This is a genomic window from Streptomyces sp. NPDC018263 (genome assembly GCF_055562575.1).
Map to the genome: position 1 here is coordinate 63,764 of NZ_JBVHFA010000010.1, position 13,221 is coordinate 76,984.

10 protein-coding genes are annotated in these 13,221 nt (G+C 74.1%); 4 read left to right on the plus strand and 6 right to left on the minus strand.

The annotated features are described in order from the left end of the window. The first annotated feature begins 6 nt into the window (after window positions 1-6). Window positions 7-744: a hypothetical protein gene (locus ACZ3HQ_RS27325; RefSeq protein WP_467514893.1), complete on the plus strand. Its 738-nt coding sequence runs from the start codon at window positions 7-9 to the stop codon at window positions 742-744. 4 nt (window positions 745-748) lie between these two features. On the opposite strand, the gene ACZ3HQ_RS27330 is transcribed toward ACZ3HQ_RS27325, so the two are convergent. Then, window positions 749-2,731 carry an APC family permease gene (locus tag ACZ3HQ_RS27330; protein ID WP_467514894.1) on the minus strand — a complete coding sequence of 661 codons (1,983 nt, stop codon included), beginning with the start codon at window positions 2,729-2,731 and terminating at the stop codon, window positions 749-751. Window positions 2,732-2,854: 123 nt separating this feature from the next. Here ACZ3HQ_RS27330 and ACZ3HQ_RS27335 point away from each other — a divergent pair, with 123 nt between their 5' ends. From ACZ3HQ_RS27335 to ACZ3HQ_RS27345, 3 genes are all read left to right on the plus strand, one after another. Further along, window positions 2,855-3,481, plus strand: a complete 627-nt coding sequence (locus ACZ3HQ_RS27335; RefSeq protein ID WP_135791137.1) for a YigZ family protein — start codon at window positions 2,855-2,857, stop codon at window positions 3,479-3,481. A gap of 79 nt (window positions 3,482-3,560) precedes the next feature. Then, window positions 3,561-4,724, plus strand: coding sequence for an exonuclease SbcCD subunit D (locus ACZ3HQ_RS27340; protein ID WP_467514896.1), 1,164 nt, complete (start codon window positions 3,561-3,563; stop codon window positions 4,722-4,724). Then, window positions 4,721-7,711: an AAA family ATPase gene (locus ACZ3HQ_RS27345; protein WP_467514897.1), complete on the plus strand. Its 2,991-nt coding sequence runs from the start codon at window positions 4,721-4,723 to the stop codon at window positions 7,709-7,711. Before ACZ3HQ_RS27340 ends, ACZ3HQ_RS27345 begins: the two co-directional genes overlap by 4 nt. A 4-nt stretch (window positions 7,712-7,715) precedes the next feature. Here ACZ3HQ_RS27345 and ACZ3HQ_RS27350 read toward each other — a convergent pair whose 3' ends face one another. The 5 genes from ACZ3HQ_RS27350 to ACZ3HQ_RS27370 all read right to left on the minus strand — a co-directional run bounded on the left by ACZ3HQ_RS27350 (window position 7,716) and on the right by ACZ3HQ_RS27370 (window position 13,212). After that, window positions 7,716-8,954, minus strand: a complete 1,239-nt coding sequence (locus ACZ3HQ_RS27350; RefSeq protein WP_467514898.1) for a cytochrome P450 — start codon at window positions 8,952-8,954, stop codon at window positions 7,716-7,718. A 58-nt stretch (window positions 8,955-9,012) separates the two neighbouring features. Continuing rightward, the gene (locus ACZ3HQ_RS27355) at window positions 9,013-10,404 is read right to left on the minus strand and encodes an NAD(P)/FAD-dependent oxidoreductase (protein WP_467514900.1); all 1,392 of its coding nucleotides are present in this window, start codon (window positions 10,402-10,404) and stop codon (window positions 9,013-9,015) included. Continuing rightward, window positions 10,394-10,654, minus strand: coding sequence for a ferredoxin (locus tag ACZ3HQ_RS27360; protein ID WP_359700362.1), 261 nt, complete (start codon window positions 10,652-10,654; stop codon window positions 10,394-10,396). The genes ACZ3HQ_RS27355 and ACZ3HQ_RS27360 overlap by 11 nt, the downstream gene beginning before the upstream one ends. A 107-nt stretch (window positions 10,655-10,761) precedes the next feature. Next, on the minus strand, window positions 10,762-11,433 hold the full coding sequence (locus ACZ3HQ_RS27365; protein ID WP_467514902.1) for a hypothetical protein: 672 nt from the start codon (window positions 11,431-11,433) through the stop codon (window positions 10,762-10,764). Between the two features lie 90 nt (window positions 11,434-11,523). After that, window positions 11,524-13,212, minus strand: coding sequence for a DUF885 domain-containing protein (locus ACZ3HQ_RS27370; RefSeq protein ID WP_467514904.1), 1,689 nt, complete (start codon window positions 13,210-13,212; stop codon window positions 11,524-11,526). Window positions 13,213-13,221 lie beyond the last annotated feature (9 nt).

Sequence of the window (13,221 nt, forward strand, 5' to 3'; positions counted from 1 at the left end):
CGCTGCGTGCTGCGCATCCTCGACGCCCGGACCGGCGAGCCCGTCCCCGCCACCCCCGCCCGCCGGGGCCTGACCCGCGTGGAGGCCCACGCGGGCGGCCTCGACCTGACGGCGCTGCGGGTACTGCTCACCGCCGACCTTCTCGTCCGCGCCCTGGAACTGGGCGGCACCCCCGTCTGGACCATGCTCACCGCACCCCGTGAACAGGCCGAACTCGGCGCGGCGGCAACGGCGTTGAGCATCCGCCCGTTCGAGGACAGCCGGGACGTGGCATCCGGCCTGGGGGAGGCCCAGGTGGTGCATGTGCGGGCCGCGACCGAGGCGCTTCCCGGCGCCGGAGTGGTGCTCGCCGTGGCGCCGGCCGGGTGGGACGGCTCCGGAAAGGACGTGCAGGAGCTCCTGGCGGACCCCGGCGCCCTGCGCCTGGCGCTGCTCTCCGTCCCGCGCGGCGAGCCCGCCGAGCTGGACGCCGGCGCGCTGGAGGAGGCCGCGCGGACCGCCGCCGAATGGCGCACCGGGGTGGCCCGCTGGGCGAACCAGCCCTCGCGCCCGGTGCCGGACGAGGTCCGCGCCCGGCTGCGCGCGGCCTGGGAGGACGACCTCGACCTGCCCGGCGTCCTCGCGGTGCTCCGGGACGTGGGACACGCCCCGGACGTCCCCGACGGCGCCCGCTTCGAGACCTTCCTCTACGCCGACCGCCTCCTCGCCCTCGACCTCGCGGGGGAGCTGGGCAACCCCGGCTGAGGTTTCAGCCGACGTGCACCCAGGGCCGTCGCTCCGGGTCCGGTTCCGCGCGGCGGAGCACCTCGCGGGTGACCGGGGCCGCCTCGCCGTTGCCGAAGACCAGGAACTGGAGCAGGTGGCCGATCGGGTTGCCCTCGGTCCAGTTGAAGTAGACGTGCGGCACCTTGCCGGTGCGGTCGCGCAGGGCCAGCAGGACGGCCGCGATGGTGTTGGGCACCGTCGGCCCGTCCGCGCGCAGCCGCCGTACCCCGTGCTTCTCGTCGCCATGGACGGTGATCTCGGCGGTGAAGTCGGAGGAGTCCCGCACGAACACCTCCAGGAACACCACCGAGGCGCCCTTGGGGAGCCGGGTGTGCTGGCGCTGCTCGCGCTCCTTCTCCCGGTACTCCCGTCTGCTGTGCTCCTGCGGCTCGTTGGCGATGAGCTGGAGCGGGCCGTGCTCGGCCGCCTCTTCGATGATCCGCAGCGCGGCCTCGTCGAACACCACGTCCGTGGCGCGCAGTTCGAAGGCGCGGTGCACGCGGGAGCCGAACGAGGTCAGCATGATCAGCACGATGAAGATGGACGCGATCTTGATGCCGTCCGGCCGCTCGATGACATTGGCGACCAGGGTGTAGGCGAAGACGGCGGTGATCGCGCCGAAGCCGAGGGTGGCCGCCCGGTGTCCGCGCCGGTGCACCGCGACCGTGGAGGCGAAGGCGGCCGAGAGCATCAGCACCAGCACGCCGGTCGCGTACGCCCCGCTCTGCGCGTCCACACTGGCGTGGAACCACAGGGTGATCAGCACGGCCGCCGCGAGGAACACCAGGACCAGCGGGCGTACGGCGCGCGTCCACTCCGGGGCCATGCCGTAGCGGGGCAGATAGCGCGGGACCAGATTGAGCAGGCCGGCCATCGCGGAGGCGCCCGCGAACCACAGGATGGTGATGGTCGACAGGTCGTACACCGTGCCGAAGATCTCGCCGAGGTACTGGTGGGCGAGATAGGCGAGGGCGCGTCCGTTGGCCGGCCCGCCGGCCTGGAAGTCCTTCTCGGGGATCAGGATCGTCGTCGCCAGGCTGGAGAGCAGCAGCAGGCAGCTCATGATCAGCGCGGCGGTGGTGAGCAGCTTGCGGGCGCCCCGGATGCGGCCCGCCGGGTTCTCGTAGGTGTCCTGCGCGCCGCCCTTGATCTGGGGCATCACCGCCACGCCGGTCTCGAAGCCGGACATGCCGAGCGCGAGCTTGGGGAAGACCAGCAGGGCCACGCCGACCATGGCGAGCGGCGAGGAGTGCTCCGCCGTCATCAGATGCGTCCAGTCCTCGATCCGCACCGGGTGGGTGAGGATCTGGTAGGCGCAGACGGCGAGGACCACCACATTGAGGGCGAGATAGGTGGCGACCAGCACGACCGCGATCCCGATGGCCTCCTGGAACCCCTTCAGGAAGACCGCGCCGAGCAGCCCGAGCAGGACCAGGGTGATCCAGACGCCCTCGCCCCGGGTCCAGTGCGGGGCGAACGGATTCTCCATCACATGCGCGGCCGCGTCCGCCGAGGACAGCGTCATGGTGATCATGAAGTCGGTGGCGGCGAACCCCAGCAGCACCAGCACCAGGATCTTCCCGGACCACCAGGACAGCAGCCGCTCCAGCATGGCGATCGAGCCCTCGCCGTGCGGGCTCTCGCGGGCCACCCTGCGGTAGACCGGGAGGGCGCCGAACAGGGTCAGCGCGATCAGCACCAGGGTGGCCAGCGGGGAGAGGGCACCGGCCGCGAGGGCGGCGATGCCGGGCTGGTAGCCGAGGGTGGAGAAGTAGTCGACGCCGGTCAGGCACATCACCCGCCACCAGCGGTGGCCCTCGTGGTCCTCCTGCGGAGTGCGGTGCGGTCCCGGATGCCGGGCGGTCCGCTCACTCAGACCCTCCAGCAGCCAGCCTCGGCAGCGGGCCCGCACGGAGCCCGGGGCGGGGCCGCCGGTGTCCGCGGGCCGCACGGGGACGCTGGTCATACGCTGCTGCCTCCTCACCCGCGGCCCACCGCGCGGGTCGCCTGATCGCTGAACGCGTCTGCCCCGCATCCTCCCCCGCACACCGGCGAGGGAACGCGGCGGCGCTCCGCATAGGCTGGCACGATGCAGGACGAGTACCGCACAGTGGCCCGCGCGGGTGTGCACGAGACCGAGATCAACCGCTCCCGCTTCCTGTGCGCGCTCGCCCCGGCCGCCACCGAGCGGGAGGCGCAGGAGTTCATCGCCGGGGTCCGCAAGGAGCACGCCGACGCCACGCACAACTGCTGGGCGTACGTCATCGGCGCCGACGCCTCCACCCAGAAGGCCAGCGACGACGGCGAACCCGGCGGCACCGCCGGAGTGCCCATGCTCCAGATGCTGCTGCGCCGGGACATGCGGTACGTCGTCGCCGTCGTCACCCGGTACTACGGCGGGGTGAAGCTCGGCGCGGGCGGGCTGATCCGCGCCTACGGCGGGTCGGTCGGCGAGGCGCTGGACGCCGTCGGCACCCGCACCCGGCGCCGCTACCGGCTGGCCACGGTGACCGTCGACCACCAGCGCGCGGGCAAGGTGCAGAACGACCTCCGCGCCACCGGCCGCGAGGTCCGCGACGTCCGCTACGGCGAGGCGGTCGCCATCGACATCGCCCTCCCGGACGCCGACGTCGACGCCTTCCGCGGCTGGCTCGCGGACGCCACGGCGGGCTCGGCGGACCTGGAGCTGGGCGGCGAGGCGTACGGGGACGCCTGAACCGGGCCAATCGGGCATAACACCCAAATCCGATGCGACCGGGGTGCGTTGTCCGACCCTCCCGTTAGTCTCGGGGTCCATGAGACTCCTGCACACCTCCGACTGGCATCTCGGCCGGGCCTTCCACCGGGTGAACATGCTCGGTGCCCAGACCGAGTTCATCGGCCACCTCGTCGCCACCGCGCGCGAGCGGGCCGTGGACGCCGTCGTGGTGTCGGGAGACGTGTACGACCGCGCGGTGCCCCCGCTGGCAGCGGTCGAGCTGTTCGACGACGCCCTGCACCGGCTCGCCGAGCTGGGCGTGCCCACCGTGATGATCTCCGGCAACCACGACTCGGCCCGCCGTCTCGGCGTCGGCGCCGGACTCATCGACCGCGCGGGCATCCACCTGCGCACCGACCCGGCCGCCGTCGGCACCCCGGTCGTCCTCGCCGACGACCACGGCGACGTCGCCTTCTACGGGCTGCCCTACCTCGAACCCGCCCTGGTCAAGGACGAGTTCGCCGTGCCGAAGGCCGGACACGAGGCCGTGCTCGCCGCCGCCATGGACCGCGTCCGCGCCGACCTCGCCGGCCGCGCCCCCGGCACCCGCTCCGTCGTCCTCGCCCACGCCTTCGTCACCGGCGGCGAGGCCAGCGACAGCGAACGGGACATCACCGTCGGCGGAGTGGCCGCCGTACCCGCCGGGGTCTTCGCCGGCGTCGACTACGTCGCCCTCGGTCATCTGCACGGCTGTCAGCGGATCACCGAGCGCGTCCGCTACTCCGGCTCCCCGCTCGCCTACTCCTTCTCCGAGGCCGACCACCGCAAGAGCATGTGGCTCATCGACCTGGACGCCGAGGGCGCCGTCACCGCCGAGCGCCTCGACTGCCCGGTGCCGCGCCCGCTGGCCCGCCTCCGGGGCACCCTGGAGGAGCTGCTCGAAGACCCCGGGCTGAGCCGCCATGAGGACGCCTGGGTCGAGGCCACCCTCACCGACACCGTCCGGCCCGCCGACCCCATGGCCCGGATCGCCGCCCGCTTCCCGCACACCCTCAGCCTCGTCTTCGCCCCCGACCGCGCCCCGGACGACCCGGCCGTGTCCTACGCCCGGCGCCTCGCAGGCCGCAGCGACCAGCAGATCGCGGAGGACTTCGTCGCCCATGTGCGCGGCGCCGCCCCCGACGACCGCGAGACCGAGGTGCTGCGCGACGCCTTCGACGCCGTGCGCGCCGACGACGCGGTGCGGGAGGTCGCCCGATGAGGCTGCACCGGCTCGACATCACCGCCTTCGGCCCCTTCGGCGGCGCTCAGAGTGTCGACTTCGACGCGCTCTCCGCCGCCGGGCTCTTCCTGCTGCACGGCCCCACCGGCGCCGGGAAGACCTCCGTCCTCGACGCCGTCTGCTACGCCCTCTACGGCTCCGTACCCGGTGCCCGGCAGGGCGGCCAGGGCACCCACCTGCGCAGCGACCACGCCGAACCGGGTACCCGCACCGAGGTCCGGCTCGAACTCACCGTCGCCGGGCGCCGGCTGGAGATCACCCGGCAGCCGCCGTGGGAACGCCCCAAGAAGCGCGGCACCGGCACCACCCTCGACAAGGCCCAGACCTGGCTGCGCGAGTACGACGCCGTGCGCGGCACCTGGAAGGACCTCAGCCGCTCCCATCAGGAGATCGGCGAGGAGATCACCCAGCTCCTCGGCATGAGCCGCGAGCAGTTCTGCCAGGTCGTCCTGCTGCCCCAGGGCGACTTCGCCCGCTTCCTGCGCGCCGACGCCGAAGCCCGCGGCAAACTGCTCGGCCGCCTCTTCGACACCCAGCGGTTCGCCGACGTGGAGAAGCGGCTCGCGGAGCGCAGGCGCGCCACCGAGGCACGGGTGCGCGAGGGCGACACCGCCCTGCTCGCCGACGCCCACCGGATGCAGCAGGCGGCCGGTGACGCCATGGAGCTGCCCGGCCTCGCCCCCGGCGATCCGGGGCTCGCCGTCGCCGTCCTCGCGGCGGCGGCCGTCGCCCGCAGCACCGCCCGCGAACGCCTCACCGTCGCCCGCTGCGGGCTCGCCGCCGCCGAGTCCGCCCACACCCGCGCCCAGGAGGAACTGGCCGGCACCCGCGAACTCGCCCGGCTCCAGCACCGGTTCACCGAGGCCCAGGACCGCGCCGCACGCCTCGCGGAGCGGGCGGGGGAGTACGAGGAGACGCGGGCCCGCATGGAGCGCGGCCGCAAGGCCGAGACCGTGGCACCCGCGCTGGAACTGCGCGAGGACGCGGAGAACGCGCACCGGCGGGCCACCCTGGCCGAGGAGACCGCCCGGCGTGCGCTGCCCGAGGACCAGGCCGGCTCCGGCGTCCCCGGCCTCGCGGCCGCCGCCCGCCGCGCCGCCGAGGAACTCGGCTCCCTCGCCTCCGCCCGCCGCGCCGAACACCGGCTCACCGAACTGCTCGCCGAGCGCGCCGGGCTGGACCGCGAGGAACGCGCGGACGAGCACACCGCGCGCGAGGCGGAGGCGTGGCTCGACGGCTGGGAGCCCGCCCGCGCGGCCCTCCAGGCCCGTATCGACTCCGCCCAGGAGGCCGCCTCCCGCGCGGAGTCCCTCGCCGTCCGGCGTGACCCCGCCCGGCGGCGGCTCGACGCGGCCCGCCGCCGCGACCGGCTGACCGCCGACGTCGCGGACGCCGCACGCCACGCGCTGGACTCCGGGCAGCGCGCGCAGAAGCTGCGCGAAGACTGGCTCGACCTCAAGGAACAGCGCCTGACCGGCATCGCCGCCGAGCTGGCCGCCCACCTGACCGACGGCGCCCCCTGCGCCGTCTGCGGAGCCACCGAGCACCCCGCCCCGGCCCGCAAGGACGCCGGACACGTGGACCGGGACGCCGAGCAGCGCGCCTTCGACGCCCACCAGGAGGCCCAGCGGGAGCACGTCGAGCACGAGCGCCGCAGCACCGAGCTGCAAGCCGCGCTGGACGCCGTCACCGCCGAGGCCGGGGACACCCCCGCCGACCGCATCGCCACCGAAGTCACCGAGCTGGAGCGGGAGTTCGAGCAGGCGCGCCGGGACGCCTCCACCCTGCACGCCGCCCATGAGGAGCTGCGCCGGGCCGAGGCGGAGCGCGAGCGACGGCTCCAGGCGCGCCAGCAGTCCGCCGTACGGGCCGCCGCCCGGCTCACCCGGCGCGACACCCTCGACCGTGAACAGGCCACGCTCGAAGCCGAGTTGACGCGGGCGCGCGGAGCCGCCGAGAGCGTCGCCGCCCGCGCCGCCCAACTGGAGCGGCTCACGGCCGTGCTCACCGAGGCCGCCGACGCCGCGCGTACGGCCGAGGAGGCGGCCGTCCGCCTGAAGGACGCCGACGCCCGCCTGGCCGACGCCGCCTACCGGGCGGGCTTCGACACCCCGGCCGCCGCGGCCGGTGCCCTGCTGGACGCCGCCACCCACCGCGCCCTCCAACACCGCCTGGACGAACGGCAGTCGGAGGAGTCCGCCGTACGTGCCGTGCTCGCCGAGCCCGAGACGGTGGCCGCCTCCCGGCAGGCCCCCGCCGATCTCGCCGCCGTCACGGAGCGCGCCGCCGATGCCGAGCGGCGCCTGCGGGAAGCCGCCTCCGCCCGCGACGAGGCCGCCCGCCGCACCACCGAGCTGGACCGGCTCTCCGCCCGCGCCGAGGACGGTGCCCGGCGCCTCGCCCCGCTGCGCGAGGAGTACGACCGGGTGGCCAGGCTCGCCGCCCTCGCGGCCGGCACCAGCGCGGACAACGAACGCCGGATGCGCCTGGAGTCGTACGTCCTGGCCGCCCGCCTCGAACAGGTCGCCGCCGCCGCGACCGCGCGCCTGAGGCTGATGTCCGCCGGGCGCTACACCCTCGTCCACTCCGACGACCGCAGCGGACGCGGGCGCAGCGGGCTCGGGCTGCACGTCGTGGACGCGTGGACCGGCCGGGAGCGGGACACCGCGACCCTGTCCGGCGGCGAGACCTTCTTCGCCTCGCTCGCGCTCGCCCTCGGCCTCGCCGACGTGGTCACCGACGAGGCGGGCGGGGTCCGGCTCGACACCCTCTTCATCGACGAGGGCTTCGGCAGCCTGGACGACCAGACGCTCGACGAGGTCCTCGACGTACTGGACTCGCTGCGCGAACGCGACCGCAGCGTCGGCATCGTCAGCCACGTCGGAGACCTGCGCTGCCGCGTCCACGCCCAGTTGGAGGTCGTGAAGGACCGCACGGGGTCGTCACTGCGGCGGCGCGGGACCTGACAGGTCAGGGCTCCACGCCGTCGATGGCGAGGGGCAGATGGCGCGGCCCGCGCAGCACCGCGTTCGGCCGGTACGGCGGCGGGTCCGCCACCAGCCGGGGGTTGTCCAGCCGCCGCGCCAGCTCGGCCAGCGCGATCTGCGCCTCCAGCCGGGCCAGCGGCGCGCCGAAGCAACTGTGGATACCGCTGCCGAAGCCGAGGTGCTGGAGGTCGTCCCGGTCGGGGTCGAAGCGCTCGGGGTCCTTGAAGCGCTCCGGGTCCCGGTTGCCCGCGGCCAGCATCAGCCAGATCCGGGAGCCCTTGGGGATCGTCACCCCGCGCACCTCGATGTCGGTGATGCAGGTGCGCTGCGGCACGAGCTGCACCGGAGGCTCGTAGCGCAGCAGTTCCTCCACGATGTTCACCGCCAGCTCCGGCTCCTCGCGCAGCCGCCGGAGGTACTCGGGGTACCGGAGCAGGGTGAGCATGCCGTTGGCGATCAGGTTGACGGTGGTCTCGTGACCGGCGATCAGCAGCAGGACGGCCGTGCTGAGCACCTCCATCATGGTCATGGCACCGTCCGGCCCCTTCCCGGCGGCCAGGTCGGAGAGCATGTCGTCGCGCGGGTCCTTGGCGCGCTCCTCCACCAGCCCGGCCAGATACATGCCGAGCTGGGTCCGTGCCTCCTGCGCCTTCCGCACGAACTCGGGGTCCGCGCCCTGCCGGGTCTCCGGGTCCAGGCTCGCCACCAGCGGGTCCACCCAGGCCCGGAACCGGGGCTCGTCCTCGCGGGGCACTCCGAGCAGCCGGCAGATCACCGTCACCGGGAACGGATAGGCGAACTGGTCGACCAGGTCGATCTCGGTCTCCCCGGCGAGACCGTCGATCAGCTCGTTCACGATCCCGTACAGCTCGTCCCGCATGTCGTCGACGCGGCGCGGCTCGTGCGGGGGCCCGAACGCGCTGTTGGCGATCCGCCGCAGCCGGTCGTGCTCCGGCGGGTCCAGCCGGATGAACGACGGCGGCAGCCCGGTGTTCTCCGCCTGGTTCAGCTCGTCCGCGCCCGCCGCCGCCAGGTTCGCCGCGTCCGAGCTGATCCGGGGATCGTGCAGCAGGCTCTCGATGTCCCAGTACGAGGAGATGACGTACGGGCCGTCCTCCTCCTCGTGCAGCACCGGGGTGCGGCGCAGCTCGGCGTAGAGCGGGTAGGGGTCGGCGCGGTTGGCGAAGTCGGTGATCCGGGCCACCAGCGAGGGTTCGGTCATGACAGGTCCTTGGAGCGTCGGGGGCGCCCACCGGAGGGGACGGGGGGCCGGACGGCGGTCAGTGGTGGCCGGGGGTGAAGACGAGCCGGCGGTCGGCCGGCGAGTAACCGCTGAGGGTCACGGTCGGGCCGTGGGTGGGCAGGGCCGGGTCGGGGAAGTCCGCCGGGACCGCCTTGCGGCCCTCCGGGCGCCGGTCCATCGTCGGGTACTCCACCGGGAAGGGCGCGCCCTGCTCGATCTGCCGCTGGCAGTACTCCAGCCAGCGGGCGTTGTCGAAGGTCACGGCGGCCACGATCCGCCCCTTGTAGCCGTACACGCCGACGAACCGGCGCTCGGCCGTGGACCCCTGGATGATCATCAGCTCCTCGCCCATGGGCGGCACGCCCACCGACTTGATGTTCACCCCGAACTGCGAGGACCAGAAGGCGGGCATCCACATGTGCGGGCGCCGGTCGGAGGCGGGACAGATCATGTTGTGCGCGGCCGTCTCCGCCTGCGCCACCGCATTGCCCCAGTGCTCCAGCGACAGGAACTGGTAGCCGAACAGCGCGTGCGGGGAGCGGGCCACGTCACCGGCGACGAACACGTCGTCCGTGACGATCCCCCGGAAGTCGAACGCCCGGCACCCCGCGTCGCTCGCGATGCCGCGCGGCCCCGCGCCGAGCCCCGAGCCGTTCAGCCACTCGGTGTTGCGCAGCGACCCCAGCGAGACCACCACGACGTCCGCCTCGACCACGCTCTCGTCGGACAGGTGCACCGACCGCACCCGGCCCATCGGGTCGCCCTCCAGCGCGGTCACGGTGACATGGGTGCGCAGGTCGACACCGTTCTCCACATGGAGGTCGGCCGCGACCGCCCCGATCACCCCGCCGAGCGCGCCCACCAGCGGGGCGCCCGCGCGCTCCGCGACCGTCACCTCCAGGCCCATCTCCCGGCAGGCGGAGGCCACTTCGGAGCCGGCGAACCCGGCGCCGATCACCACGACCCGCTTCGCCCCGGCCCGCAGCCGCTCGGTCAGCGCGGTCGCGTCGTCACGGGTGCGCAGCACGAAGACGCCGTCCAGCTCGGCCTCCTCCGCCACCGGCCAGGGGCGGGCACGCACCCCGGTCGCGATCAGCAGCCGGTCGTACTCCACCTCCTCGCCGTCGGCGAGCAGCACCCGCTTGCCCGTCAGGTCCAGCCCGGCCGCCGGGACACCGAGCCGCCACTCGGCGTCCAGGTGCCGGCGCCGGGGCAGCTCGGTGTGGAGCGGAGACGCCTTGCCCAGCAGCACCGCCTTGGACAGCGGCGGCCGGTCGTACGGCTCGTACGGTTCGTCGCCGATCAGGGTGAGGGAGCCGGTGAAGCCCTCCGCGCGCAGCGTCTCGGCCGCCCGGAGCCCGGCCAGCGAGGCGCCGACGATCACGATGCGGCCCTCGCGCCGCAGCCAGTCCACGTAGTCAGCGGCCATCGCGCGGCTCCCAGGGGGCACCGGAGAAGACCTGCACGGGCTCGACGGGCGCGCCCTCGTGCAGACCCTCCACCGTGATCGCCTGCACCGGGCAGGCGGCGGCCGCGCGGGCGACCGCGTCGCGTTCCTCCTCGGCGGCGAGCGGGTTGTAGAGCAGTGCCTCCTCGCCGTGCATGGTGAACACGTCGGGGGCGAGGAACGCGCACTGGGCGTATCCCTGGCACTTGTTGAGATCGACGACGATCCGCATCGACGCTGCGCCCTTTCCGGTGGCCTGCTCCGGTCGTCCCCCGACCGCAAGCATCGGCGCGCCGGTACCGGGGCCGCGCGCCGGGGCGCGCCGATCGGGTGAGCCGCTCAGGTCAGGATCACGCGTCGCCTGCGCCCGCTGACCAGCAGGATGTGCACGCTCAGCAGCAGCGACCAGGCGGGAAAGACCAGTTCGGCCCAGGGCACGTTGGAGGAGACGAAGAGCAGCAGCAGCGCGGTCACCGCGCCCACCGCGGTCAGCCAGCGCGGCAGCACGCCCATCCGCCTGCCGATCACCGACATGGACGACACGAAGACGGCCGCCATCCGCATCGCGTAGTCCGTCATCAGCGTGTACGCGAAATGGCGGCCGAAGTCCCAGGTGGCGAGCGAGGGCGTACTGCCGGCCGGGTGCGCCACGGCCAGTACCGCCGTCGCGGCGGCGGCCGCGCCGAACAGCATCGCGGTGAAGACCAGCCCGCTGCCCAGCAGCACGGTCGCCAGGAACCGGTCCTCCGCGTCACCCACGTGCGCGCGCACCGCGCCCAGGAACCACAGGAAGAAGATGCCGGCGAACGGGATCAGCGCCAGCGCCGCCCGCACCGCGTCCCGCCGCGCGGAGTCGGTGAACCCTCCGGCGCCGACCGCGTCGGCACCCTCGGGGATGCCGAGCCGCATCAGCACGATCGTCGCCGCCAGCAGCAGCGCGAACACCACCCCGGCGAGTCCGGCCGCCCGAGGCGTCTCCAGCGGCCGCCGACCCGGCCTGTCGCGTTGCATGAGCGGCCCACCTCCATCGAGCGACGGCCCCCGCACCAGCAAGCAGCCGGTACGGGGGCCACGCCACCCGGGCGGGGCCGTACGGCCGAGTCAGAGCCGGGACAGCTCGTCCACCAGGTCGTCCAGGCCCAGCGAACCCTGGGACAGCGCCGCCATGTGCCACGCCTTCGGGTCGAAGGAGTCGCCGTGCCGCTCCCGCGCCCGCTCCCGGCCCAGCAGCCAGGCCCGCTCGCCCAGCTTGTAGCCGATCGCCTGGCCCGGCATCGTCAGATAGCGGGTCAGCTCGCTCACCACGAAGTCCGCCGGACGGCTGCTGTGCGCCCGGAAGAACTCCTCGGCCAGCTCAGGCGTCCACCGCTCACCGGGGTGGAACGGCGAGTCCGCCGGGATCTCCAGCTCCAGGTGCATACCGATGTCGATGATCACCCGGACCGCGCGCATCATCTGCGCGTCCAGGTAACCGAGCCGCTCCTCCGCGTCCGTGAGGTAGCCCAGCTCGTCCATCAGCCGCTCCGCGTACAGCGCCCAGCCCTCGGCGTTGGCGCTGACCATGCCCACCGTGGCCTGGTAGCGGGACAGGTCCGCCGCGACGTGCGCCCACTGCGCGAGCTGGAGGTGATGGCCGGGCACGCCCTCGTGGTACCAGGTGGACACCAGGTCGTACACCGGGAACCGGGTCTCGCCCATCGTCGGGAGCCAGGTCCGGCCCGGCCGGGAGAAGTCCTCGGAGGGACCCGTGTAGTAGGGGGCCGCCGCACCGCCCGGCGGGGCGATACGGGACTCCACCCGCCGTACCCGCTCGGCCAGTTCGAAGTGGGTGCCGTCCAGGTCCGCGATGGCCCGGTCCATCAGGCCCTGGAGCCACTCGCGGACCTCGTCCACGCCCTCGATGTGCCGGCCGTGCTCGTCCAGGTGCGCCAGCGCCACCCACGGCGTCCTGGCGCCCGGCAGCACCTTCTGCGCCTCCTTCTCCATCTCCCCGAGCAGCCGGTGGAACTCCGCCCAGCCGTAGGCGTACGCCTCGTCCAGGTCCAGGTCGGTGCCGTTGAAGTAGCGGGCGCTGCGGGCGTACCGCTCGCGGCCCACCGTGTTCGGGGCGTCCGCGACGGCCGGGGCGTACACGTCCCGCATCCAGTCGCGCAGGGAGGCCACCGAGGCCGTCGCCGCGCGGGCCGCGTCGTCCAGCTCCGTGCGCAGCGCGTCGGGGCCGGCCGCGGCGAAGTCCTCGAACCAGCCGCGCCCCTCGCCGGTGTCCGCCCACTCGGTGAGCTGCTCGACGAAGGTCGCCGTCGGCCGGGGCGCCGCGTACAGGCCGCGCTCCAGACCGAGGGCGAGGGAGGCGCGGTAGCCCTCGTAGGCGGCCGGGACCGCGCGCAGCCGCTCGGCGATGGCCGCCCAGTCCTCCTCGGTCTCCTGCGGGGTCACGGAGAAGATGTCCCGCACCGAGTGGCCCGGCGTGTGCATGTTGCCGACCGCGCGCAGGTGTTCGTGCGCGTCGTGCATGGCCAGTTCGGCGGTGAGCCGCTCCCGCAGCAGCCGCCCGCAGCGGCGCTCCGCGTCACTGTCCGCGCCGGGCAGGCGCTCGGCCTCGTCCAGCCGGGCGAGCGTCGTACGCGCCAGATCGGCCAGCGCCTCCTGGCCGGCGGGGGAGTAGTCGGGCAACCGGCTGGAACTCTCCCGTACACCGAGGTAGGTGCCGATGACCGGGTCGAGGGCTAGGAGGTCGTCCACATAGGCGTCGGCGACCTGACGGGGCAGCAAGCTCTTGGTGTCGGACATGGCGTCCAT